At 29.6% G+C, this 24,913-nt stretch carries 23 protein-coding genes and 1 riboswitch; of the genes, 16 read left to right on the forward strand and 7 right to left on the reverse strand.

What is annotated here, in order from left to right:
- Positions 1-131 precede the first annotated feature (131 nt).
- From feoB to HF850_RS08775, 3 genes are all read left to right on the forward strand, one after another.
- Entirely contained in the window at positions 132-2,486 is a 2,355-nt protein-coding gene (gene feoB, locus HF850_RS08765) for a ferrous iron transport protein B (protein WP_169105061.1), read from the forward strand.
- A 77-nt stretch (positions 2,487-2,563) separates the two neighbouring features.
- The gene (locus HF850_RS08770; RefSeq protein ID WP_206151634.1) at positions 2,564-2,740 is read left to right on the forward strand and encodes a hypothetical protein; all 177 of its coding nucleotides are present in this window, start codon (positions 2,564-2,566) and stop codon (positions 2,738-2,740) included.
- 271 nt (positions 2,741-3,011) lie between these two features.
- Positions 3,012-3,308, forward strand: a complete 297-nt coding sequence (locus HF850_RS08775; RefSeq protein WP_169105098.1) for a helix-turn-helix domain-containing protein — start codon at positions 3,012-3,014, stop codon at positions 3,306-3,308.
- Positions 3,309-3,543: 235 nt separating this feature from the next.
- On the opposite strand, the gene HF850_RS08780 is transcribed toward HF850_RS08775, so the two are convergent.
- The 3 genes from HF850_RS08780 to HF850_RS08790 all read right to left on the reverse strand — a co-directional run bounded on the left by HF850_RS08780 (position 3,544) and on the right by HF850_RS08790 (position 4,294).
- Positions 3,544-3,762 carry a DUF2922 domain-containing protein gene (locus HF850_RS08780; protein WP_169105063.1) on the reverse strand — a complete coding sequence of 73 codons (219 nt, stop codon included), beginning with the start codon at positions 3,760-3,762 and terminating at the stop codon, positions 3,544-3,546.
- Positions 3,763-3,912: 150 nt separating this feature from the next.
- On the reverse strand, positions 3,913-4,032 hold the full coding sequence (locus HF850_RS08785) for a DUF1659 domain-containing protein (protein ID WP_169105064.1): 120 nt from the start codon (positions 4,030-4,032) through the stop codon (positions 3,913-3,915).
- Between the two features lie 64 nt (positions 4,033-4,096).
- The gene (locus tag HF850_RS08790) at positions 4,097-4,294 is read right to left on the reverse strand and encodes a YvrJ family protein (RefSeq protein WP_169105065.1); all 198 of its coding nucleotides are present in this window, start codon (positions 4,292-4,294) and stop codon (positions 4,097-4,099) included.
- Between the two features lie 494 nt (positions 4,295-4,788).
- On the opposite strand from HF850_RS08790, the gene HF850_RS08795 reads away from it, so the two are divergent.
- Positions 4,789-6,711: a beta-L-arabinofuranosidase domain-containing protein gene (locus HF850_RS08795; RefSeq protein ID WP_169105066.1), complete on the forward strand. Its 1,923-nt coding sequence runs from the start codon at positions 4,789-4,791 to the stop codon at positions 6,709-6,711.
- Positions 6,712-6,848: 137 nt separating this feature from the next.
- Here the strand turns inward: HF850_RS08795 and HF850_RS08800 are convergent, their stop codons facing one another.
- The gene (locus HF850_RS08800) at positions 6,849-7,055 is read right to left on the reverse strand and encodes a hypothetical protein (protein ID WP_169105067.1); all 207 of its coding nucleotides are present in this window, start codon (positions 7,053-7,055) and stop codon (positions 6,849-6,851) included.
- A 316-nt stretch (positions 7,056-7,371) separates the two neighbouring features.
- Here HF850_RS08800 and HF850_RS08805 point away from each other — a divergent pair, with 316 nt between their 5' ends.
- From HF850_RS08805 to HF850_RS08825, 5 genes are all read left to right on the forward strand, one after another.
- Positions 7,372-8,238, forward strand: a complete 867-nt coding sequence (locus tag HF850_RS08805) for a DegV family protein (RefSeq protein ID WP_169105068.1) — start codon at positions 7,372-7,374, stop codon at positions 8,236-8,238.
- Positions 8,239-8,397: 159 nt separating this feature from the next.
- Positions 8,398-9,126, forward strand: a complete 729-nt coding sequence (locus HF850_RS08810; protein WP_169105069.1) for a putative ABC transporter permease — start codon at positions 8,398-8,400, stop codon at positions 9,124-9,126.
- Positions 9,127-9,521: 395 nt separating this feature from the next.
- Entirely contained in the window at positions 9,522-10,955 is a 1,434-nt protein-coding gene (locus tag HF850_RS08815; protein WP_169105070.1) for a 6-phospho-beta-glucosidase, read from the forward strand.
- A gap of 203 nt (positions 10,956-11,158) precedes the next feature.
- Positions 11,159-12,604, forward strand: a complete 1,446-nt coding sequence (locus tag HF850_RS08820; protein WP_169105071.1) for a 6-phospho-beta-glucosidase — start codon at positions 11,159-11,161, stop codon at positions 12,602-12,604.
- Positions 12,605-13,031: 427 nt separating this feature from the next.
- Entirely contained in the window at positions 13,032-14,174 is a 1,143-nt protein-coding gene (locus tag HF850_RS08825; protein ID WP_169105072.1) for a metallophosphoesterase, read from the forward strand.
- A 130-nt stretch (positions 14,175-14,304) separates the two neighbouring features.
- Here HF850_RS08825 and HF850_RS08830 read toward each other — a convergent pair whose 3' ends face one another.
- A complete protein-coding gene (locus HF850_RS08830; protein ID WP_169105073.1) occupies positions 14,305-14,634 on the reverse strand; it encodes a hypothetical protein in 330 nt (109 codons plus the stop codon).
- A 180-nt stretch (positions 14,635-14,814) separates the two neighbouring features.
- On the reverse strand, positions 14,815-15,654 hold the full coding sequence (locus tag HF850_RS08835; RefSeq protein ID WP_169105074.1) for an alpha/beta hydrolase: 840 nt from the start codon (positions 15,652-15,654) through the stop codon (positions 14,815-14,817).
- Between the two features lie 252 nt (positions 15,655-15,906).
- Between HF850_RS08835 and HF850_RS08840 the strand changes: the two genes are divergently transcribed.
- The 6 genes from HF850_RS08840 (at position 15,907) to HF850_RS08865 (ending at position 22,515) form a co-directional block, all read left to right on the forward strand.
- Positions 15,907-16,470: a glycerol-3-phosphate acyltransferase gene (locus HF850_RS08840; RefSeq protein WP_347564420.1), complete on the forward strand. Its 564-nt coding sequence runs from the start codon at positions 15,907-15,909 to the stop codon at positions 16,468-16,470.
- Positions 16,471-16,644: 174 nt separating this feature from the next.
- A riboswitch (SAM riboswitch) is annotated at positions 16,645-16,761 on the forward strand.
- 255 nt (positions 16,762-17,016) lie between these two features.
- Positions 17,017-18,063 carry an ATP-binding cassette domain-containing protein gene (locus HF850_RS08845; protein WP_169105075.1) on the forward strand — a complete coding sequence of 349 codons (1,047 nt, stop codon included), beginning with the start codon at positions 17,017-17,019 and terminating at the stop codon, positions 18,061-18,063.
- Positions 18,044-18,724, forward strand: coding sequence for a methionine ABC transporter permease (locus HF850_RS08850; RefSeq protein ID WP_169105076.1), 681 nt, complete (start codon positions 18,044-18,046; stop codon positions 18,722-18,724). Before HF850_RS08845 ends, HF850_RS08850 begins: the two co-directional genes overlap by 20 nt.
- A gap of 150 nt (positions 18,725-18,874) precedes the next feature.
- Positions 18,875-19,705 carry a MetQ/NlpA family ABC transporter substrate-binding protein gene (locus HF850_RS08855; RefSeq protein ID WP_169105077.1) on the forward strand — a complete coding sequence of 277 codons (831 nt, stop codon included), beginning with the start codon at positions 18,875-18,877 and terminating at the stop codon, positions 19,703-19,705.
- 77 nt (positions 19,706-19,782) lie between these two features.
- Positions 19,783-20,967, forward strand: coding sequence for an amidohydrolase (locus HF850_RS08860; RefSeq protein ID WP_169105078.1), 1,185 nt, complete (start codon positions 19,783-19,785; stop codon positions 20,965-20,967).
- 378 nt (positions 20,968-21,345) lie between these two features.
- Complete coding sequence (locus HF850_RS08865) at positions 21,346-22,515, forward strand: iron-containing alcohol dehydrogenase (protein WP_169105079.1); 1,170 nt, start codon at positions 21,346-21,348, stop codon at positions 22,513-22,515.
- 140 nt (positions 22,516-22,655) lie between these two features.
- Here HF850_RS08865 and HF850_RS08870 read toward each other — a convergent pair whose 3' ends face one another.
- The gene (locus HF850_RS08870; RefSeq protein WP_169105080.1) at positions 22,656-23,498 is read right to left on the reverse strand and encodes an HAD family hydrolase; all 843 of its coding nucleotides are present in this window, start codon (positions 23,496-23,498) and stop codon (positions 22,656-22,658) included.
- A gap of 356 nt (positions 23,499-23,854) precedes the next feature.
- Between HF850_RS08870 and HF850_RS08875 the strand changes: the two genes are divergently transcribed.
- A complete protein-coding gene (locus HF850_RS08875) occupies positions 23,855-24,895 on the forward strand; it encodes a phosphodiester glycosidase family protein (protein ID WP_169105081.1) in 1,041 nt (346 codons plus the stop codon).
- Positions 24,896-24,913 lie beyond the last annotated feature (18 nt).

The raw sequence follows: 24,913 nt of genomic DNA on the forward strand, positions 1-24,913 counted from the left end.
ACAAAGAAAGTTCCGCTGACCAGTGGTTGAGTTATTTTGTTAAAAGTGATATTCTTTAATAGGAGAAAATGTATATCAATTACATATACAGAAATTTGTGTAATAAAATTAATTTGGGAGGAGATAGGTGAATGACACTTGATGAACTTGAAATAGGAAAAGAGGCCATTATATATTCAGTAGAATGTAGTGACCATTCCCTTAGAAGACACATACTTGATATGGGACTTACTCCAGGTACTGAAGTTACGTTAATAAAAGTAGCTCCAATGGGAGACCCAATGGAACTTATGGTTAGAGGATATAATCTGACTATACGTAAAGATGATGCAGCAAAAATTAAGATTGAAAATGTACATAAGATGCATAAGCATATAAGAATAAATAATAAGGGAAAAGAAATTGCACATTCTGGAATTGGTGAGGATGTGGAGTACAAACCAAAAAAATCTGGAGATTCGCTTCCTGATAATGCAAAGTTAACGTTTGCTCTTGTTGGTAATCAAAACTGTGGTAAGACAACATTATTTAATCAGCTTACTGGTTCAAATCAGCATGTTGGAAACTTTCCAGGAGTTACTGTTGACAGAAAGGATGGTTTAATAAGGAATCATCCTGAAGCTACTGTTACAGATCTTCCAGGAATATATTCACTTTCTCCTTATACAAGTGAAGAAATTGTAACAAGAGAATTTATATTAAATGAAAAACCAGATGGAATTATTAACATATTAGATGCCACAAATATAGAAAGAAATTTATTACTTACAATGCAACTTATTGAGCTTAATGTACCAATGGTTATAGCTCTTAATATGATGGATGAAGTTACAGCGAATGGAGGAACAATCAATATTAATGGTCTTGAAAAAGCATTGGGAATACCAGTTGTACCTATTTCAGCAGTAAAGAATCAAGGTATTAATGAGCTTGTTGAACATGCTATAAATATAGCCAGAAACAAGGAATGTCCAGGAAGAATGGATTTCTGTAATGCAGATGGAATTTATGGAGGAGCAGTTCATAGGTGTATTCATGCAGTATCACATCTTGTAGAAGATCATGCTAAAACAGCAGGAATACCTTTAAGGTTTGCAGCTACAAAGATTGTTGAGGGAGATAAGCCTGTGCAGGAAGCTCTTAAAATTGAGGAAAAAGAGCTTAATAATATTGAAGAAATAGTAAGGCATATGGAAAATAAAACAAAGATGGATAGAGAAGCTTCACTTGCAGATATGCGTTTTACTTTTATAGAGGAACTATGTAATGCATGGGTAATTAAGCCTATTGAAAGTAAAGAGCATAAAAGAAGTGCAAAGATGGACACTATTTTAACAGGAAAGTGGACAGGTATTCCTTCATTTATTGGAATTATGGCTCTTATATTTTATCTTACTTTTGGTCCTATAGGATCATTCTTTTCTGATTTAATGGAAGTTATAATAGGGTATTTTACCGAGCTTATAGATAAAGGGCTTACTATATGGGACGTAAATCCTGTTGTTCATTCACTTGTTACTGATGGTATTTTAAGTGGTATTGGAAGTGTACTTAGTTTTATGCCAGTAATCGTAATTTTATTTTTCTTCCTTTCAATACTTGAAGATACAGGATATATAGCAAGAGTAGCATTTATAATGGACACACTTTTAAGAAAGCTTGGGTTATCAGGAAGAAGTTTTGTACCTATGCTTATAGGCTTTGGATGTTCTGTTCCAGCTATAATGTCAACAAGGACATTACCATCTGAAAGGGATAGAAAGATGACTATATTCCTTACACCATTTATGAGTTGCTCTGCCAAGCTACCTATATATGCACTATTTACAGAAGCATTTTTTCCTGAACATGCAGCAATTGTAATGATTGGTCTTTATTTAATAGGAATATTAGTAGGAATTTTTTATGCATTTATACTTAAAACATTCTTCTTAAGGGGGGAACCAGTACCTTTTGTAATGGAGCTTCCAAACTATCGTATGCCAAGTGCAAAGAATGTAGGAAAGCTTATTTATGATAAAGCAAAGGACTTTATTACCAGAGCATTTTCAGTAATATTTATAGCTTCAATTATAATCTGGTTCTTACAGACTTTTGACGTGAGATTTAATGTTGTAGAGGATTCTTCAAATAGTCTTCTAGCTTTACTTGGAAACTTTATAGTACCAGTACTTAGACCAATAGGACTTGGAAACTGGAAGATAGCAACAGCACTTATTACAGGATTTACTGCAAAGGAAAGTGTTGTAAGTACACTTACAGTTCTTCTTGGAGGAAATACAGCAGCTTTAGCTACAATGTTTACAGGAATATCAGCATTTGTATTTTTGGTATTTTCACTTTTATACACACCATGTGTTGCAGCAATCGCAGTAGTAAAAAGGGAACTCGGAAAAAGATATGCCTGTCTTGTAGTATTTATGCAGTGTTCAATTGCATGGCTTGTAGCTTTTGTATTAAATACATGGGTTAGAGTTTTATTATAGTATATTATTAATCGGCATAGAATGAATTAACTTATTAACAAAAAGATTATTTAATTAATATAATAACTTGAATGGATGTGAAAATTGTTATTGGAATAATGAATATAAGTACCATAATAGTATTGATTATAGTTGCTATATGTACAGTATTTGCGTTTAAAACTGCATTTATTGATAAAGGAAGTTGCGGATGTGGAAGCTGTAATGGATGTAGAAGACAAGGCAAATGTAAATCAGATAAAAAGGAAAATTAACTAACACCTCTTTGTTTATTGTTTTTGTGATAATAGTATTATATAATTACTCACATAATTAAATAAGTACGCACTTTTGGGTGTGATACTGTCTCAAAGGAGAGTATTGGATGAATACAAGTATAGATGTAGATAAAAATAATATAAGTGATGAGAAAAAAATTATGATTTTAAAAAATATGGTGCTGAAATTATAGATGAAGAGGAAAAAAGTAAATATATAAAAAAAGATTCTGATGTGGAAATAAATGATGAATTATTTCTATATACGATGTCTCTTATAAGTGGTAAATGGAAGATGCATATATTATTTTTACTTTCTAGAAGAGAAAATTTTCGTTATGGAGAATTAAAAAGAAAACTTGGCAAGATAACACATAAAATGCTTAGTAATCAGCTTAAGGAACTTGAAAAGGATGATCTTATAATAAGAACTCAATATAATGAAGTGCCTCCTAAAGTGGAATATAGTCTTTCTGAAAGAGGAAAGTCACTTATGCCAGTACTTAATGCTATATGTATATGGGGACATAATCATATAAGCGAAGAAAAGCAATTCAAAAAATAAAATTACAAATATTAATTTTAATGGTTTATTTTTGCAAAAAGGAATGGTATAATAGCAGTGGGTATAAATGTCACTTCAATCTTAAGCAGTAGTTAGATTTGTATAGAAGCAAATCTAACTACTGATTTACTTTTTATGAATAATTAAGATTATTTAAAAATTATGATAATGATTTTAAATTAAAATATATAGAAAAACCAAAGCCCACCTTAAAATAAAGTGGACTTTGGTTTTATTATGCTAATTCATATTTAGTAAATTTTCTTTCAGTAACATTAGCTCCCGATTTACCAGTGAAATCACCAGACTTAGTTTGGAAAATGTTGTTTTCAATAATTGTATCCATGAGAGTAGCAATCTCTTCTTTAGTAATATCAGGTTTTACACCACTTACAGTCATGGAACTTTTAGCACCAGTTGATGTTAAAAAAGTCATTGTTAAAATATACTCCATAGGAATATCCTCCTTTCAGAATGTTAAATCAATCATTTCTATACTATTCTTCAGTTATCATTAATGAAGTTTCACTTAAGTAGCATCCGTTTGATTCATTTTCTAGTATGGCAGATATAGCGTTACCAACAGCTAAAATATTAGCAGTATCTACACTGCTTTTACTCCAGAAAAAGATTTCTTAGAGTACTTTGGATCACCATTTGAATCAACACCGTTTTGTACTGAAATAGCAAGACTTATTGAAGTAGGCAATTTTTTTACAGCCATTAAAAGCACCTCCTTTTGTGTTTTCAATTAATATATATAGGGAAAGAAAAAAGTAAGTAAATTTTTATAAAATATTTGAAGAATTATTTTCTGTGCTGCTGTCTATAACCACTCCAAGCTTGGCACAGATTATGGCATTAAGCTTATTAATTGAACCTGTAAGGTTACTTAGCTGTTTTTCTAACCGTATTAATAAGTAAGCACTTAATACAACAGGAAAGCAGTTATTAACCATAAGGTTTACCAATTCATTAATCTCCACAATAAACACCCCCTTTAAAAATAAATATATACACCTTTAAAGAAAAGCATAATGACTATAACTAAAAATTTCTTAATTTCTAAAGAATATAGTTATATGACTAAAAACTTATCGCTTCTTGAAAATAGCATAGTAAGTATGCCTAAGAACTTTTCACCTATGAAAAAAAGTATAAAAAAAAATCTTAAATAATTTTTTGTGTGTAAATTATCTAAGATTTTTTGAAATATAGATTTTAATAAGAAACAGCATTAAGGTGAGAAAGAAAACGAGTATTAAATGCTGTTTCTTTAATATTGTATAGAAATCAGGTATACATTATCATTATTGACGTTATTTTATATAATATACACCTAATATTAAATGTTTTATGATTCAATATATAGGAGAAAAAATTGGTATATTTTGTTGTGTTTTTTATATAAAAAAATATACCTTTTAATACATTTATGTGAGATTATAATATATATGGGTTGGAAACAAGGAGTGGTATTATGAGGAATTTAGTATTGGATTTTAATATAAATGATTCATTTTGGGATAATTATGAGAGGCTGGTTAACAAGGTTGTTATTCCATATCAAGAAAAGGTGCTAAAGGATGAGGTGCCAGGAATAGAGAAAAGCCATGCCATTGATAATTTTAAGGCTGCAGCAGATGTTATACAAAATGGCAAATCTACAGATGAGTTTTATGGAATGGTATTTCAGGATAGTGATGTAGCAAAATGGCTTGAAGCAGCTGCATATTCATTAGCAAAATATCCAGATAAGGATATGGAAAAGAGATGTGATGAGGTTATTGATTTAATAGGAAAGGCACAATATCCTGATGGGTATCTTGATACTTATTTTACAGTTAAGATGCCAGATAAAAAGTGGACAGATCTCCATGAAGCACATGAACTTTATTGTGCAGGGCATATGATAGAAGCGGCTGTTGCTTATGCGGAATGTCTTCATAAAACGAAGTTATTAGAGATTATGTGTAAGGCAGCAGATAATATTTATGATCATTTTATAACTAAGGAAGCAGAAGGGTATCCAGGTCATCCTGAAATTGAACTTGCTCTTATGAAACTTTATAGATGTACTAATAATGAAAAGTACAAAGAGCTTGCAGCATATTTTATAAATGCAAGAGGTATAGATAGTGATTATTTTATGAAGGAAAATGAAAATCGTGATTGGAATTTATGGGGAGGAGATGGCCGAGATAAGGAATATGGACAATTTCATGAACCAGTCCGTAATCAGAAAAAAGCTGTAGGTCATGCAGTAAGGGCTGTTTATCTTTATACAGGAATGGCAGATTTAGCTCAAGAAACTGGTGATGAAGAATTAAAGGAAGCATGTAAGACATTATGGAATAATATTATAAATTGCAGAATGTATATTACAGGTGGAATTGGATCTGTAGTAAATGGAGAAGCCTTTTCAGCAGATTATCATCTTCCAAATGATACAGCATATTCAGAAACATGTGCATCAATAGGTCTTATATTCTTTGGAAAAAAGATGCTTGATATTGAAAAGAATAATATATATGCAGATACTATAGAAAGAGCATTGTATAACTGTGTACTTGCAGGGATGCAGCTTGATGGAAAGAGATTTTTCTATGTAAATCCACTAGAAGTGATACCAGGAATAAGCGGGGAAATCGCAACAGAACGTCATGTATTACCTGAAAGACCACAGTGGTTTGCATGTGCATGCTGTCCTCCAAATGTTGCAAGGTTAATAGGTTCTATAGGAAATTATGCATGGAGTGTGGAAGAAAATATAGTATATTCACATTTATATATAGGTGGCATATTAGACTTGGGTGAAAATATGAATGGAAAGATTGAAGTGGAAACAGATTACCCTTATGATAATGTAGTTAAATATAAGATGAAACCTGAAAATTCAGTTATGAACATGACTTTAGCATTAAGAATACCATCATGGAGTGAGAATACTATGATACTTTATAATGGAATAGGAATACATTATAAACCTGAAAATGGGTATGTATATATATCAGAAAGCTTTTCAGATAATGATGAAATATCACTTATTCTTGATATGAAGCCAGAATTTAATTATGCAAATCCTAAAGTAAGTGCTGATAGTGGAAAGGTTGCTGTTTCATATGGGCCACTTGTTTATTGTGCTGAAGGTGTAGATAATGGTGGAAGTGTATTAGATTTAAGAATATCATGTGATTCAGAATTAAAATTGAGTGTATTTAAGAACACAAAACTGGGAGGCATACAAGAAATAAAAGCAGAAGGATATAGAATGAAATCTACAGATGAGCTTTATTCAAGAAAGAAACCTGAATATGAAAAATGCAGTATTACATTAGTGCCTTATTATACATGGGGAAATAGAGGTCTTAATGAAATGCGTGTTTGGATTCCTGAAATGTAAATAGTAAAATAACAACATTTATTTAAATCAGCTTATGAAGTGATTTTTTATACATGGTAAATAAGATAGACAGCAGATAGATTTAATTTTATATAATTTATCTGCTGTTTTTTCGTATATGCATGTTTTTTTATGTGTTAGATTCCGTGATACTCCTTTTTGCCATAAGTTTTTCCATGTTGTACATCTTCAATTGATGGAGTAGCTAATGAATCAGTAAAATCTTCGTTATTATCTTTTATATTTTCAGCTCTAGCAAGGACATCATTTCCTCTTCCTACTAAAGGGCCTTGCTGAGTTTGTGAATAAGCATCTATAATATTTGGTTTGTCTTTATTTTGCATATTATTTTGAAGCCTCCTTTAGATAAATTAATATCTATATTTTTTGCAGAAACTAAAAATGTATGTGTTAACATATTTTAAAATTTTAGTTTCATATTCTGATACTTCAATCATTATATATAGATTAATAAGCATTTTGCATTTATAATAATATTAATAATTAAATTACAAATAATTCCAGAAAGATGCTTGTTGAAAAATAGTATTAATAATTATGATTTGATTATTTGTCTAACATTAAATTAATTAACTTAATTAAGTACAAGGATAAAGGTAATCAACAAGTATTATATTTTTTATAAGGGGGTAGTATATAATGAGAGATTTTATTATTTCAACAGATTCAACAGCAGATTTGTCTTTAGACTACATTAGAGAAAATAATATTGGGATTTATCCACTTTACTATAATATTGATGGAAAAGAGTATATTCCAGGTGTAAATGATATGCCTGTAAAAGAATTTTATGAAAATATGCAGAATGGAAAAATGCCTACAACAAGTGCTGTAAATCCTAAATACGTAATGGAGCAAATGAGGAAAGCTGTTTCTGATGGTTATGATGTACTTCATATAAGCTTATCATCAGGGTTAAGTTCAAGTTATAATAATACAGCCATATGTGCAATGGATATAATGGATGAATTTGAAGAAGCTAATATTAAAGTTATCGATTCATTATGTGCTACAGTTGGACAAGGGCTTCTTGTTTATAAAGCAGTTAAGTTAAAAAAGCAAGGCTGGTCAATTGATGAAGTATCAGAATGGTTAAATGAAAATAAAAAGCATATAGTTCATCAGTTTATACTTAATGACTTGTATCATCTAGTAAGAGGTGGAAGACTTGCAAAATCTTCAGCAGTTGTTGGTACAGTACTTAAAGTACAGCCTATTCTTCGTCTAAATGATAATGGTAAAATTGAACCTATTGGAAAAATAAGAGGACGAAAAAAAGCATTGAATGTATTAGCCGATAATATAGAAGAAAAAACTAAAAATCTTCCTTTAGATGAAGTTTTCATATCTCATGCAGACTGTATTGAAGAGGCTGAATATGTAGCGGAAAGAATAAAAAACAAATATGGTGTTAAGAATATTGTGATAAATGATATATGCCCAACAGTTGGTGCACATACTGGTAAAGGAGTAGTAGTAGCGGCATACTTTGGATGCCAGAGATAGAGGCTTTTAGTTAGAAAGAATTATAATTATTCAATATATTTAATATAATGGCTTTCAAGTTTAGATTTAATATTAACAACACGAAAGTTTATACGGCAGATTATGTGATTATGTTTTTTAGAAACTAAAGATAATCACTATAGATTGGAGTATGATAGTATGAATAAATGTGTAGACTTACTTTTATTATTTGTAATTTACTCATTTTTAGGCTGGGTTTTAGAAACAATTCATGCAAGTATTAGAGATAAAAAGCTTGTAAACAGAGGATTTCTTGCAGGATGTTTCTGTCCTATATATGGATTTGGAGCTGTACTTACAGTACTTATATTTGATTTGATTAATATTTATATTAAAAATTATACTACTTTTATGGTAGTAAGTGTTATTGCAACTATTGTAATAGTAACATTACTTGAGTATATAACAGGATATTTATTAGAAAAAATATTTCATAGTAAATGGTGGGATTATTCTGATGATTTTGCAAATATTCACGGATATATATGTCTAAGCTATTCATTGTTATGGGGTGTATTAGCATTTATTTTGATAAAGTTTATTAATCCTGTAATTATGAACTTTATAGATATACTTAACATAAATGTGAGATATACATTAGCAGCAGTATTTGCAATTTATTTTATTATAGATTTTGGTAAGACTGTAGTAGATACATTAGGACTTAGAAATGTTGTTATGAATTATTCTAAATTCTCTGTAGACGAATATCGCAAGAAAATTAAAAAATATAAAAGATTATTTAAAGCATTTCCAACACTTATGCTATTAAATATAGAAGTGAAAAATAGATCAATAAAAGAAATCTTAAGTGAAGAATTTACTAAAGTAAAAAATAGAATTGGGAATGAAATAAGGAAACACTGATATGATTTTTCAGTTTTAACAGATGATAATAGGCCATTTGGAAGTCCTACAAGTGACAGTGAACGTGCTATGATTAGAGAAGCTTCAAAAGAAATTATTATGTGCATTTACTAATTTAGTGGGGATGAAGGATTAGAAAAGTAATTAAATAATGCTAAAGAACTTTTGGAGAAATATGCACAAGGAAGGGATTTTGAGATAAAGATAGTAGACTAAATTATTATATTTCGAGAATATTTATAAAACTATTGAATGATACAAGAATAATTATTAAAATATTCATAAATAGAATAAAATTAGAATTAAGTATCTTAATAATAAATTAAGATACTTTTATTTTTGTTATTGTTGAAAACGATATATAAAAGAGGTTTATAGTATAGGAGGATATTAAAATGTCAAAGTTACAAGAAAATTTTCTTTGGGGTGGAGCAGTAGCAGCTCACCAATTAGAAGGTGCTTATAGAGAAGGTGGAAAAGGAATCAGTGTTGCTGATGTAATGACTGCTGGAGCAAATGGAGTAGAACGTAAGATTACAGATGGAATTTTAGAGGGTGAATATTATCCTAACCATGAAGCTATTGATTTCTATCATCATTATAAAGAAGATATTGCTCTTTTGGCAGAAATGGGATTCAAGTGCTTTAGAACATCAATTGCATGGACAAGGGTTTTCCCAAATGGTGATGAATTAGAACCAAATGAAGAAGGATTAAAATTCTATGATGATTTATTTGATGAATGTTTAAAATATGGTATTGAACCAGTTATCACTTTATCACATTTTGAACTACCATATCATCTAGTAACTGAATATGGTGGTTTCCGCAATAGAAAGCTTATAGAGTTCTTTGAAAGATTTGCAAGAGCGTGCTTTGAAAGATATAAGGACAAAGTTAAGTATTGGATGACTTTTAATGAAATAAATAATCAAGCAAATTATAAAACAGATTTTGCTCCATTTACAAACTCAGGTGTTTTCTATAAAGAAGGAGAAGACCGTGAAGCAATAATGTATCAGGCTGCACACTATGAACTTGTTGCAAGTGCAAGAGCAGTAAAAATTGGACATGAAATAAATCCAGATTTCAAGATTGGATGTATGATTGCAATGTGTCCTATTTATCCAGCAACTTGTGCTCCAAAGGATATATTAATGGCTCAAAAAGCAATGCAAAAGCGTTATTATTTCACAGATGTACATGTACATGGTGAATATCCAGAACATATAACAAAATATCTACAAAGAAAAGGAATTGAATTAGATTTTACTGCTCAAGATGCAGAAGATTTAAAACAAGGATGTGTTGATTATATAGGATTCAGTTATTATATGTCATTTGCTGCTAAGTATAGAGAAGGAAATGAATATTTTGAATATGACGAAACACAGGATTTAGTTAGAAATGAATATGTAAAAGCATCTGAGTGGGGATGGCAGATTGACCCAGAAGGATTAAGATACTCATTAAACTGGTTTACAGATATGTATCATCTTCCACTATTCATAGTTGAAAATGGATTTGGTGCAGTAGATGAAATTGGTGAAGATGGAATGATTCATGACACTTATCGTATTGAATACTTAAAGGCTCATATAAAAGAAATGATTAAAGCAGTAGATGAAGATGGTGTTGATTTAATGGGATATACTCCTTGGGGATGTATCGACTTAATATCAGCTGGAACTGGTGAAATGAAGAAGCGTTATGGATTTATCTATGTAGATAAAGATAATGAAGGTAACGGAACACTTGCAAGATCTAAGAAAGAATCATTTAACTGGTATAAGCAGGTTATTGCATCAAATGGAGAAAAATTAGATTAGAAATTATAAATTGTAAGACTGTGTTGAAATAAGGTTTTAGCACAGTCTTATTATGTAAAAAAAACAACTTGTTTTTTTATAAAACAAATTACTAAAGTACAGAACTTGTTACAAAACCATCTGAAAACGACAACAAAACCCAAAAACATGATATTATTATGTCAGATACTTAATTTAACTAAAATTTATAAGGAGTGTAATTTATGGATAAAAATACGAATAGATTCCCAGAAGGATTTTTATGGGGAGGAGCTACAGCTGCAAACCAATGTGAAGGTGGATATAATGAAGGTGGAAGAGGTCTTGCAAATGTAGATGTAATTCCACATGGAGAAGATAGATTCCCAGTTATGGCTGGTAAAAAGAAAATGTTTGAGCTTGACGATGTACATAATTATCCAGCTCTTGAATCAATAGATATGTATCACAGATGGAAGGAAGATATAGCTTTATTTGCAGAAATGGGATTTAAGACATACCGTCTTTCAATTGGATGGAGTAGAATTTTCCCAAAAGGTGATGAATTGGAACCAAACGAAGAAGGTTTAAAATTCTACGAAGATATATTCAAAGAATGTAGAAAATATAGTATTGAACCACTTGTTACAATAACTCACTTTGACTGTCCAATGCATCTTATAACTGAATATGGCGGATGGAGAAATCGTAAGCTTGTAGAATTCTATGAAAGATTATGTCGTGCAATATTTACAAGATACAAGGGATTAGTTAAATATTGGCTTACATTCAATGAAATAAACATGATACTTCACTTACCATTCATGGGAGCAGGAATCTGCTTTGAAGAAGGAGAAAATGAAGAGGAAGTTAAATATATAGCTGCTCATCATGAGTTAGTTGCTAGTGCATTAGCTACTAAGATTGCTCATGAAATTGATCCAGAAAACAAGGTTGGATGTATGCTTGCAGCAGGAAATACTTATCCAAATACATGTAATCCTAAGGATGTATGGGAATCAATCGAAAGAGATAGAGATTCTTATATGTTCATCGATGTTCAAGCAAGAGGAGAATATCCTTCATATGCTCTTAAGAAATTTGAAAGAGAAGGAATCAAAGTTAATATAACTGAAGAAGATAAGAAGTTACTAAAAGAAAATACTGTTGATTTCGTATCATTCTCATACTATGCATCAAGACTTACAAGTGCTGATGAAGAATTATTAAAGAAATTAAGAGAAGGAAATGCAGCTGCATCATTAAAGAATCCTTACTTAACTGAAAGTGAATGGGGATGGCAAATAGATCCACTTGGATTCAGAATAACTATAAATTCAATCTACGACAGATACCAAAAACCATTATTCGTTGTTGAAAATGGACTTGGAGCTGTTGATACAGTAGATGAAAATGGACAAGTTAATGATGATTACCGTATTGAATACTTAAGAGAACACATAAAAGCCATGAGAGATGCTGTAGTAATTGATGGTGTTGACTTAATGGGATATACTTCATGGGGATGTATAGATTTAGTATCTGCAAGTACTGGTGAAATGAAGAAACGTTATGGATTTATTTATGTAGATAAAGATAACGAAGGAAACGGAACATTAAAGAGAAGTAAGAAGAAATCATTTGACTGGTATAAGAAAGTAATTGCAACTAATGGAGCAGATTTAGATTAATATATCTGATTTAATATTAATATTGTAAGATATTTGGGTAATTTTAATTGAATAGTTAAATTAGGCTACAATTTTATATAATTACCTTAATTATAAATAAGCGCTGTTGGATAAGTAAAATTATCTGATGGCGTTTTTTTATGGTACAGGAAGTTGTAGATTTTTAAAATGCTAAACTTAATTTATATCAAGGCTTTAAGACTTATAAAATTTATAATTTATATTCCCGAAGGGAGCATGACGCATCCACTTTTTTATATAGAATAAAGTTAAATATTAATTGATTTTGTGTTTGTTTAATAAGGAACAAATGTATAAAAATAAGTTAGATGTAAATATTATATTACCATTACCATACCCCTAAGTGATAGAATGTGTATTATAGACAAACTATATTAAAATAATTAACAAAAGAGGAGGAACTAGCATGGTGAGTGGAGGCGTTAAAACTGTTCTTCTTATTATAGCAGCTATTCTTGTTGCTGGAATTGCAGTGGCTTATAGCTACTATTTTATAGGAAGAATAGTAAATCTTATATTAAAAAATAAGAGTTCAAAATTTAATAAAATATTAAGTATAGTCCTTGCAGTAGCATTAGTTATTTCAGCTATAGCTCTATATGGAGTTTGGTCAGTAGAAGTAATTTATGTTTTAGTATTCTCAATTCTTATGGACATATTGTATTTTATAATATGCAAAGTTTCAGGAAAGAAAATTAAGACTTGTGAAGTGATTTATAGGAGTGGAATTATTCCAATTCTTATAGGGACAATTTTGACAAGCTATGGATATTATAATATGCATAGAGTTGTTGAAACAGATTATACAATTGATACAGGCAAAGATATAAGAAGTGAAGGATATAAAGTTGCATTTATTTCAGATCTTCACTTTGGAATGAATATGGATGAAAAGCAGCTTGAAAAATATTGTGAAGATATTGAGGCTCAAAATCCTGATATGGTTATTTTAGGTGGAGATATTGTTGATGAAAATACTTCTCGTAAGGGTATGTATGAAGCATTTAATCAATTAGCTAATATAAAGAGTACATATGGAACTTTCTATGTATATGGAAATCATGAAAAGAAAGCAACTTATGCAAAAAAACCAAAATTTACTCAAGATGAATTAGACACAGCAATAACAGATTCAGGAATAAAAATTCTTGCAGATAATTCTATTGCAGTAAATGATGAAATTACATTAACAGGTAGAATAGATAAGTCTTTTAGTGAAGATAATTCAAGACAGCCAATAGATGATCTAGTAGTAGAAACAAATATGGATAGTAATAAAATTAATATTTTAGTAGATCATCAGCCAGTTGATTTTAATGAAGCTGATAATGCAGGTTATGATTTAATGCTTTCAGGACATACTCATGCAGGACAGATATGGCCAGGAGGATTCTTTATAAAAACATTTGTTAAGGATACTTTTGGGTATGGACATAAAAAGCTTAATAATTTGGATCTTATAACTTCATCAGGTATGGCAGGATGGGGGCTACCAGTTAGAACTGAAGGAAATTGTGAATATGTAATTCTAAATATTAAACCTGAATAGTATTAAGATATTTGAGTATATAAATTTATAGCAATAAAGAATAGATGTTAAAATAATACATCTGATAATAAATAAAAAAGCACTAGAATTTAATGTTCTAATGCTTTTTTATTTATATGATAAGTATAATTTATTCTTCTGAATTTTCTTCAACATCATTTGATGTAGGAGCTTCAGTTTTTTCTTCAGGCTTTTCATCTTTTGATTTTAAAGTTGAAACCTTTATTCTAGGATCTGCAGAAAATTCTATTTTTATAAGAACTCTTAAAAGAGGAGTTAGTTCTTGAAATAATACCTTTTTAAAAGTTTTTGTATTAACTCCATTTTCATAAACATTAAATCCAGTTTCACATTTTTCGATTAAAATGCTTCTGTTAAGTTTAGGTGATGTTAAATTAATACAATTATTAAGTTGTAATGCTCTAAGTCTCATTGAAATATGTTGAATAAAATTATCCATATGATTCATAAATACATTTCCCTTCTGTTATTTATTTTGACGATATAATTACGCCATTAGCATAAAGTTCATTTTTTAAATGTAATTATTTAAACAAAATAATTATAACACAAATTACCTTAAAAAAGTTATGTTAGTGAGAATTATTATCTTCGCAATATTCTGCGAAGATAATAATTCTCATTTATTTTTTGTAGTATCTGACAAGTTTTCAATAAAGCATTTTACTTCTTTATTAAATTTTTCACGTTCATCATAAAATAGTCCATGACCACTGTTTGTCATTTTTACTAATTTAGAATTTTTGATAAGTTTCTTTTGTTGTTCTGCTAAAGGGAAGAGGCATACTCTATCATGTATTCCATGGAGTATTAATGTTGGAACTGATATTTTCTTCATGTCTAAAAATAAACTTTCTTCATCAAGCCAGGTATTTGCTACGGCAGCTGTTGACCAACCTGCTGCTTTAAGACCTAAGCTGAAAAACCAATCTTGGAATGGCTTGCTTGTTGGCCTGTAAAAAAACATTCTAGCAAAGTCTGTAAGCATTTTTGGTCTGTCTATATAGGTCTGCTCGATTATATCTTTTACTACTTCTTCTCTTAAGCCATGGTGAAAATAAGAACGTCTTATAAGGCTAGGGGCAGCAGCTGCACAGAGTACTAATTTTGAAACTCCACATTCATCATGTCTTGCCATATATCTTATAGCAATTGCACCACCAGTAGAGTGGCCTAATAGAGTAATATTTTCTAATTTGAGTTCATCTATTACACACTTTACATCATCACTTAATCTATCGTAATCATATCCCTCAAGTGGTTTGTCTGATAAACCAAATCCTCTCTGATCAAGCCCTATACATCTATAACCCATTTTTGAAAAATAATCAAACTGATATTCAAATAAATTATGGTCACCAGGCCAGCCATGAAGGAATAAGATTGTTTCACTGCCTTTTTCATTAAGATCTTCTACATATACCTGAATATTTGATTCTACTGTAACATAATATCCCATTTTATTCTCCAAATTAATTTATAACAATAATAATGTATTCTTAGTATTGTTAATTGGTGATTTTTAAGAATTAGGAAAGCAGGGACAAAGAATTGAGTTAGATTTTATAAAGAGAATTTATAGAATAAGTGTGTGTTTTACCTAGATTTGTAATATATAGATTATTCATATATAATATATTTGCTAAATATTACATAAGGGGGAATTAATATTTTTAACATTTTAAGTATTGCTATTATTATTGTAACTTTTGTGATTGCCTTTTTATCAGGATCAATTCCTTGTGGATACATAATTGCAAAAAAGTTTTATGGTATTGATATTACTCAAGAGGGTAGTGGAAATATAGGTTCTACAAATATGAATAGAATCATTGGTAGAAAAGCATCTGTTATGACACAAGTTCTTGATATAGCAAAGGGACTTATTCCTGTTTTTATAGTTTTTTTAATAAGCATGAACTGGGATAATGAAAAATATAGATATATTTATTTATGTTTAATCGCTTTAACTACAATTATTGGTCATGATTACACTCCATTTTTAGGGTTTAACGGAGGTAAGGGAGTTAATACTACTATGGGAGCTTTCTTTGTAATGACACCAATAGCTACTTTAAGTGGAGTTGCAGTTTACTTTTTATTAAAGTCTGTAACAAAGGAAGTTTTTATTAGATCACTGGCTTTAGGTCTTACTATGCTTATATTGTCATGGTTATTAGGTATAAATAAGATAGTTTTAATTGCGCTAATCGTAGCCAATATACTGTTATTTATACGTCATATACCTAATATAAAAGGATACTTAAATAAATAATTTAAATTTTATGAAAGATTAAATTTTTTATTTCTGAATGTAGCGTGATAATATACATATAATCAAGACTATAATTAAAATAGGGAAATAAAACTAAAAAATAATTAAAAAAATATTGACATTAAAAAATTTTACTGTATAATAAAAATCAATAATTGAATATGAAATAAGTAAATCTTATTAAGAGTCTCTGAGGGACTGGCCCAATGAAGCACAGCAACCTGAAAAATCTTTCATTTAGTTTTTTAAGGTGCTAAATCCTGCAGGAATTTTATTCCTGAGAAATGAGAAGAGTATTTTTGAGTTTTTTTAACTTTATTTTTGATGATTTTATCACTTCTCATTTTGAGAAGTGATTTTTATTTTGTCAAAAAACTTCTGAACAAGATTTTAGTAAGACTTCAATTTAAGTGAATAATAGTTATGGTGGATATTAATATAAATTTAAATATGAGTAAACCAATCAATATTCTTTACATTGAATTGCTTATTTTAATTCAATTTCAATTATATAAGAGCATAAGCAAAAGCAAAGGGGGAAGTTACATGATTCAGTTGATAGATGTATGTAAATCATTTGAAAGTGAAAATAGAACTGTGCATGCAGTAAAAGATGTAAATTTAAAGATAGAGAATGGAGAAATATATGGAATAATAGGATTCAGTGGTGCTGGAAAATCAACACTTGTAAGATGCATAAATTTACTAGAAAGACCTACAAGTGGTCAGGTTATATTAAATAATCAGGATCTTACAAAGTTGAAAGAAAGAGAACTTAGAAATGTAAGAAAGAAAATAGGAATGATTTTTCAGCATTTTAATCTTATGAAGTCGAGAACTGTTCATGATAATATTGCATATCCCCTGAAGGGAAAAAAGCTTAGTAAAAGTGAAATTAATAATAAGGTAAATGAACTTTTAAAACTTGTTGAACTTGAAGATAAGGGAAACGCATATCCATCACAGCTTAGCGGGGGGCAGAAGCAGAGGGTTGCAATCGCAAGAGCACTTGCAACAGATCCAGAAGTTCTTTTATGTGATGAAGCAACAAGTGCTTTGGATCCTCAGACAACAAGTGCAATACTTAAACTTTTAAAACATGTAAATGAAAAGCTTGGAATAACAATAGTAATAATAACTCATGAAATGAATGTAATAAAGGAAATATGCCATAAGGTTGCTGTAATGGAAAATGGACAGGTAGTTGAAAAAGGAGAGGTGTTTCAAATTTTCTCATCACCAAAAGAAGAGATAACAAATAATTTTATAGAAACTACATCATCTCTTCAAAATATATACAATCTTATTGAAGAAAAATCAGCAGTAGTTGAAATAAAAGAAAATGAAAGGATTTTAAAGCTTAAATATCTTGAAAAAAGTACATCAGAAGCTCTTATTTCAATAATATCTAGAAAATACAATGTAGATGCAAATATTATATTTGGAAATGTTGAAATAATTCAAGATGCACCTCTTGGAGGCTTAATCATAATAATAAGCGGAAATGAAGAAGATATTGAAAATGCAATAAAATACTTAGAAAGCAAAAATGTTGAAGTTGGGGTGATTAAAGATGGAAGAATTAATAAATAAATTATTGCCTAATGTAGTGAATAAGATTCCTGAGCTTGGAAAGTCTATAGTAGATACATTTTATATGATTGGAATTTCAGGAGCAATATCATTTATATTTGGACTTATATTAGGAATAATACTTGTAGTTACAAAGAAGGGAAATATACTTGAAAATAAAATTATATTTAATGTTCTTGATAAGGTAGTAAACATTTTTAGGTCTATACCATTTATTATTTTGCTTGCAGCAGCAATTCCACTTACAAGAGTTATAGTTGGAACAGCAGTTGGAACAAAAGGAGCACTTGTACCTTTAGTTATTGGAACAGTACCATTTTTTACAAGACAGATTGAAAGTGCACTTAGTGAATTGGACAATGGTCTTATTGAGGCAGCACAGTCAATGGGATCAAGTCCAGTAGAGATTATCTTTAGAGTGTATATCAAGGAAAGCATACCTAATATAATTAGAGCGACTACTATAACATTTATAAGTCTTGTAGGCCTTACTGCAATGGCAGGTTCTGTAGGTGGAGGAGGTCTTGGTGACTTAGCTATAAGATATGGTTATCAGAGATTCCAAAATGATGTGACTTTTGTAACTATAATAATACTTCTTATTATTGTAAATATTATTCAAGGAATTGGAGATTTTATTATAAAAAAGACAACTCACTAGCAATTAAGAGCTATTGGCATATTTAAGGGGAAATATTAAAATAAGCAATAATATAATGGGGGATTAAAAGAATTTCTGAAAGCAGAAATATAATAATAAATAAGAGAAAAATGATATGAAAAATATAAATTAAAATTGGGGGAATTAATTATGAAAAAAGTTAAAAGTTTAGTAAGTTTATTATTAACAGGAGTATTTTTATTTAGCATTACAGGATGCTCAAATAAAGGTGATACAGAATCAAAAGATAATAAAACAATAAAGCTTGGAGTAGTAGGTGAAAATAATGAGCAGTGGACACCTGTAATAAATAGATTAAAGGATGAAGGAATTACATTAGAGCTTGTAAAATTTGCAGATTATACTCAGCCAAATACAGCACTTAATGATAAAGAAATCGATCTTAATTCATTTCAGCATTATGCATATTTAAATAATGAAGTAAAGGAGAAAAATTTAAAAATTGAAGCTATAGGAGAAACACTTATAGCACCATTAGGACTATATTCTAGAAAAGTAAAAGATATAAATGAAATAAGTGATGGTGCAAAGATAGCAATTCCAAGTGATGCAACTAATGGAGGAAGAGCACTTAAGGTTCTTGAAAGTGCAGGTCTTATAAAGGTCGATGAAAAAGCAGGATATACTCCAACATTACAGGATATAACTGAAAATCCTAAGAATATTCAGTTTATAGAAGTTGAAGCAGCACAGACACCAAGACTTTTAGATGATGTTGATGCGGCAATCATAAATGGTGGTCATGCTATAGATGCAGGATTAAATCCAAATAGTGATTCAATTTATCTTGAAAGTGCAAAATCAGGAAGTGATAATCCATATATTAATGTAATAGTTGCTAGAAGCGAAGATAAGGATAATGAAACTTATAAAAAGGTTGTAGATTATTTTAGAACTGATGAAGTAGCTAAGGTTATTGAAGATACTTATAAGGGAGCATATATTCCAACTTGGAAATAATGAATACAAAACTTTATGGTAATTTAGAAATAGGATTGGATTATTTATAAAAATCACAAAAGGCAGGAGTGGTAAGAGTGGCAATAAAAGATTATGTATTAAGAGAAAAAGACTATATCGTGTCTCTTAGAAGACATTTTCATGAAAATCCTGAGGAAAGCCTTAAGGAATATGATACGGCAGCAAAAATTGAGGCGGAACTTAATAGATTAGGAATCCCATGTAAAAGAGTAGGTGAAACTGGGGTTCTTGGAATAATAAAAGGAGAAATTAGGGGAGATGAAGTTGTAGTACTAAGAGCAGATATTGATGGACTTAAGGTGAATGATTTAAAGGAGGAAAAATATAAGTCAAAACGAGATGGATTTATGCATGCATGTGGACATGATGGGCATGCAGCAAGTCTTCTTGGAGCTGCTAAAATATTAAATGAAAAGAAAGCAATATTAGGAGGAGAAGTAAGACTATTCTTTCAGCAGGCAGAGGAAATAGGACAAGGGGCTAAGATATTTATAAAAGAAGGACATCTTAAAGGTGCAAATAGTATTTTTGGAATTCATGTAGCATCAGACATACCAGTGGGAAAAGTATCTATAAAAGAAGGGCCAATATGCGCATCATGTGATTATTTTAAAATAAAAGTAAAAGGTAAAAGTGCTCATGTATCAAAACCGCATCTTGCTATAGATGCACTATATATTGCAAGCCAGATTGTAGTAAGTGTACAAGGAATAGTAAGTAGAAATACTGATCCAATAGATACTGTAGTAGTTGGAATAGGAACAATGAAAGCAGGTACTATATATAATGCTGTAGCTGGAGAAGCTGAACTTGAAGGGACAACACGTGCCTTTACAAAGGAATCAAGAGAAAGAGTAAATAAATCTATTGTGGATATAGCAAAAAATATAGGTGAAATGTATAATGCACAGGTAGAAGTTGAATTTAAAGATTATGCTTCACCTGTTATAAATGATATTAAAGTATGCAACAGTTTAAAGAAGGTGGCAGAAAAAATTATAGGACCAGAAAATATATTAAAGGATTATCCAAAGAAACTAGGCGCAGATGATTTTGCAGATTATCTTAATTTAATTCCAGGAACATATGCTCAAGTAGGAACAAAAAATATTGAAAAACCTAATAAAGGAGTTTCTCATCACAATGAGTTATTTGACATAGATGAAGAGGGACTTCTTGTGGCTACTAATCTTGAAGTTGATTATGTATTGAGTAGATTAGCCAGTGTATACTCTATTTAATAAAGTATAATTGATAATATATTTTTTCTAGTTTTATATTTGTATGGTTTATCTTGTATAAATATGATGGTATAATCATTAGTGGTAAAATGTAAATTTATATAATTTTTATAAGTAGTAAAAATATTTATGAGGGATTAATGAGAATAATTTATATAATTAATCTGTTCATAATAATGCAATATAAATAAGAGTTAATTGGGTATAACATTATTATGTGAATATTATGGGACGTGTATAGTATACGAAAAAATTGAATATAATATTTATTTACTAAGTAGTATATAAGTGCTTTGAGGTAAACAAGGCACTTAAATTAATGCTTTAAAAATAATTTTATATAAATTATAAAAATACAGTCCAAAGGAGAGAAAAATAATGAATTTAGATTTTACTTATTATAATCCAACTAAAATTCATTTTGGAAAAAGTGCATTAGAAAAATTAAGTGAAGAACTTAAAAATTATGGCGATACAATTATGCTTGCATATGGTAAAGGTGCAATTAAAAGAACTGGTTTATATGACAAGATAATAGCTGTATTAAATGAAAGTGGAAAGAAAGTAGTTGAACTTTCAGGAATAATGCCAAACCCAACTTATGAAAAAGTTATGGAAGGTGCAAAGCTTGTAAAAGAAAACAATGTAGGTTTAATATTAGCTGTTGGTGGAGGATCTACTATAGACTGTGCAAAAGCAATATCAGTTTCAGCATATTGTGAAGGAGATGCATGGGAAAAATACTGGATTAAAAATGAACCAGTAGATAATAAAATTGTTGCTGTAGGTTCAATACTTACAATGGCAGGTACAGGTTCAGAAATGAATGGTGGTTCTGTTATTACAAATGAAGAAACAAAGGTTAAGAACGGAAGAGTATTCCCTGAACCAGTTTATCCTAAATTCTCTATATTAAATCCAGAATACACATATACTGTACCACAATATCAAATGGTAAGTGGAATATTTGATATAATGTCTCACTTAATGGAAGCATATTTCTCAGGTGAAGATGATAATACAACTGATTACATGATAGAAGGTGTTTTACGTTCTGTTATAAATAGTGCAAAAGTTGCAGTTAAAGATCCTGAAAACTATGAAGCAAGAAGTAATATCATGTGGAGTGCATCACTAGCATTATGTAGAATTTTAGGTCTTGGAAAAACTCAAGACTGGGAAGTTCATATGATTGAACATCAATTAGGAGCATATACAGACTGTACACATGGTATGGGGCTTGCAGCTATTTCTCTTCCATATTATCGTTATATTTATAAATTCGGATTAGATAAATTTGTTCGTTTTGCAAAGGAAGTATGGAGAGTTGATGATACTGGAAAGACTAAAGAAGAAATTGCTTTAGCTGGTATAGATGCTATGGAAGATTTCATGAATGAATGTGGAATTATTACAAGCATAAAAGAACTTGGAGCTACAGAAGAAATGCTTCCAAAGATAGCTGAATCTACAATTATAACAGGTAGCGGATATAAAAAATTAAATGCTGAAGAAATTCTTGATATCCTTAAAGCTGCTTATAAATAGAATTTATAAATTTTTTGTAGTTTTATTATAAAGAAACATATAAAAGCTTTTATATAAAATTATAACTATCTGTGAAAACTCATTTCCATAGGAGAGGATTTCCACAGATAGTTTTTTTATAATAAATATAATGTTATAAGTTAATCTAAAATATAATTTTTAATACCGTAAGCAACTCCGTCTTCATTAACGGCTTTAGTTACTTTATCAGCATGAGATTTTATTTCATTTATAGCATTGTCCATAACGATACCACATCCAACAGTATTAAGCATTTCAATATCATTATGACTATCACCAAAAGCAAAACTGTTATTAACATCAATATCAAAATGTTCTAAAACCTTTAATATTGCAGAAGCTTTTGTATTTTTACGAGAATATAATTCAAATAAATTAAATCCATCAAAGTAAGTATATTTAAAGTTATCATCTTCAAGGCTTTTGCAGAATTCTATAGCTTCATCATCATAACAGTACATTTCTATTTTATATACGTTAATATCATCAATATTATAATCATTTTTTATATATTTTTTAGGAATTCCAACGTGAGTAAAAAGAGATTGAAGATGTTTAAATTCTGATTTTATATATGAATATTTTTCATCTTGCACAATATATTCAATATTAAGACTATCAAACTTTTCAATTATACTTTTTAAATATTTTTTATCAAAAGGTTCTTTATAAAAAGGTGTCATGTGTAGTGAATCTGAAGATGTGTCAGATTTATAATTATCAACATCTAGTTTATCATTTAATAATATTAAAGAACCATTCATTAATATATATCCATCAAATCCAAAGTTTAAAATATCATCATTTAAAAATGCATATGGACGTCCACTTGCAATAAAAACTAAAGTATCATTTTTTTGAAGTTCTCTAATAGCATCTTTTACTTCAGAAGTCATTTTAGATACTCCTTTTTCACTATCAAGAAGTGTACCGTCAATATCAAAAAATACAGCTTTTTTCATAAATATGTCCCCCCACATAAATCATTAGTAAATATTATGTATTGTTATTTATTATCATTTTATGATTATTTGATATTAAATACAATAGAAAATTATCATTTCAATAAGGCCTTTATAAGATGTGTAGGTGTAAATGCAGAAACAGGTGATTTAATAAACATTTTAACATTTAATGTATTGTATTAAATTTATGATTAAGGAAAATATATAAGTAAAGAATGTCTTTGGCTATTTTATAGGGCTAAAGATATTTTTTTATTTCAATCAGTAATAATTTTTAAGGCTGAAATAATATTATTTTGACCAAAAGCATGGTAAAATATTTAATTATATACATAAAATGGAGAGAAGATGTAATGAGTATCGATGTGAAAAATGAGATAAATAATGAGGAGATAAAGACGAATACGCGTAAACATAAAAGAAGAAAAAAGAAACCTAAAAGAATTTTTATTATAATGACATTCATCATATTTGAATTTGTATTTATATCAAGTATATTTCCATTTGCAATTTTATACGGGCCATTTGAAAATGCTAAAAAAAGATTTGTAGGTTCTGCAATGACATCGATGCATTTTCAGTTTCTTGCAAAATGGTTTTTATCGGATGAAGAAATATATTCTATTATCGGAGGAAATGACACTGAAGAAGCTGAAGCTGATACAACAGATATAAAATCAATAGATGTATCAGAAAAGAATGATAATACTATTAAAATTTACACAATAGATGGAAATTCAAGATATCAAGGATATTACATGATCATAAATGATCCTAAAAGAGTTAAGATTGGGCTTACTTCTAAACTTGAAGTAGAAGGTGAAACAACTTCTGAAATAGCTGAACATTATGGGGCTGTAGCTGCAATCAATGGAGGTGCTTTTGTAGACAAAACTTCTGTTGAATGGACAGGAACAGGTGCATATCCTGATGGAATTGTAATTAGTGATGGAGAAGTAGTGTGGGATAGCAGTTATGGAGAAAAGAAAGAGATGTTTGGTATAACTAAAAAGGGTGTATTTATTGTGGGAAAGTATTCCCTTGATGAACTAAAAAAATTAGGCGTAAAGGAAGCTTTAAGCTTTGGACCAGTTCTTATGGTAAATGGAAAGAAGAGTAAAATAGAAAGTGATGGAGGATTTGCACCAAGAACAGCAATAGGTCAGAGAAAAGATGGTGCAATAATTATGCTTGTTCTTAATGGGAAAAAGATAAATAGATTAGGAGCATCATATACAGAAGTTCAAGAAATAATGAGTAAACTGGGAGCAGTAAATGCAATTAATTTAGATGGTGGAACATCAACAACAATGTATTATAAAGGAGAACTTATAAATTCACCATCAAATAGCATGGGTGAAAGAACAATCCCAACTGCTGTTATTGTTAAATAAAATAGAGGAGAGCTTGCC

The organism is Clostridium sp. SM-530-WT-3G (assembly GCF_012843905.1).
In the GTDB taxonomy this organism is placed as follows: Bacteria; Bacillota; Clostridia; order Clostridiales; family Clostridiaceae; genus Clostridium.

Bases quoted from the DNA above. Each gene is read 5' to 3' on its own strand.
- HF850_RS08845 (WP_169105075.1), top strand. From the start codon at position 17,017: ATGATTCAGTTGATAGATGTATGTAAATCATTTGAAAGTGAAAATAGA.
- HF850_RS08870 (WP_169105080.1), bottom strand. From the start codon at position 23,498: ATGAAAAAAGCTGTATTTTTTGATATTGACGGTACACTTCTTGATAGT.
- HF850_RS08865 (WP_169105079.1), top strand. From the start codon at position 21,346: ATGAATTTAGATTTTACTTATTATAATCCAACTAAAATTCATTTTGGA.
- HF850_RS08835 (WP_169105074.1), bottom strand. From the start codon at position 15,654: ATGGGATATTATGTTACAGTAGAATCAAATATTCAGGTATATGTAGAA.
- HF850_RS08825 (WP_169105072.1), top strand. From the start codon at position 13,032: ATGGTGAGTGGAGGCGTTAAAACTGTTCTTCTTATTATAGCAGCTATT.
- HF850_RS08815 (WP_169105070.1), top strand. From the start codon at position 9,522: ATGTCAAAGTTACAAGAAAATTTTCTTTGGGGTGGAGCAGTAGCAGCT.
- HF850_RS08820 (WP_169105071.1), top strand. From the start codon at position 11,159: ATGGATAAAAATACGAATAGATTCCCAGAAGGATTTTTATGGGGAGGA.
- HF850_RS08775 (WP_169105098.1), top strand. From the start codon at position 3,012: ATGTCTCTTATAAGTGGTAAATGGAAGATGCATATATTATTTTTACTT.
- HF850_RS08785 (WP_169105064.1), bottom strand. From the start codon at position 4,032: ATGGCTGTAAAAAAATTGCCTACTTCAATAAGTCTTGCTATTTCAGTA.
- HF850_RS08795 (WP_169105066.1), top strand. From the start codon at position 4,789: ATGAGGAATTTAGTATTGGATTTTAATATAAATGATTCATTTTGGGAT.
- feoB (WP_169105061.1), top strand. From the start codon at position 132: ATGACACTTGATGAACTTGAAATAGGAAAAGAGGCCATTATATATTCA.
- HF850_RS08805 (WP_169105068.1), top strand. From the start codon at position 7,372: ATGAGAGATTTTATTATTTCAACAGATTCAACAGCAGATTTGTCTTTA.
- HF850_RS08810 (WP_169105069.1), top strand. From the start codon at position 8,398: ATGAATAAATGTGTAGACTTACTTTTATTATTTGTAATTTACTCATTT.
- HF850_RS08800 (WP_169105067.1), bottom strand. From the start codon at position 7,055: ATGCAAAATAAAGACAAACCAAATATTATAGATGCTTATTCACAAACT.
- HF850_RS08850 (WP_169105076.1), top strand. From the start codon at position 18,044: ATGGAAGAATTAATAAATAAATTATTGCCTAATGTAGTGAATAAGATT.
- HF850_RS08830 (WP_169105073.1), bottom strand. From the start codon at position 14,634: ATGGATAATTTTATTCAACATATTTCAATGAGACTTAGAGCATTACAA.
- HF850_RS08855 (WP_169105077.1), top strand. From the start codon at position 18,875: ATGAAAAAAGTTAAAAGTTTAGTAAGTTTATTATTAACAGGAGTATTT.
- HF850_RS08875 (WP_169105081.1), top strand. From the start codon at position 23,855: ATGAGTATCGATGTGAAAAATGAGATAAATAATGAGGAGATAAAGACG.
- HF850_RS08780 (WP_169105063.1), bottom strand. From the start codon at position 3,762: ATGGAGTATATTTTAACAATGACTTTTTTAACATCAACTGGTGCTAAA.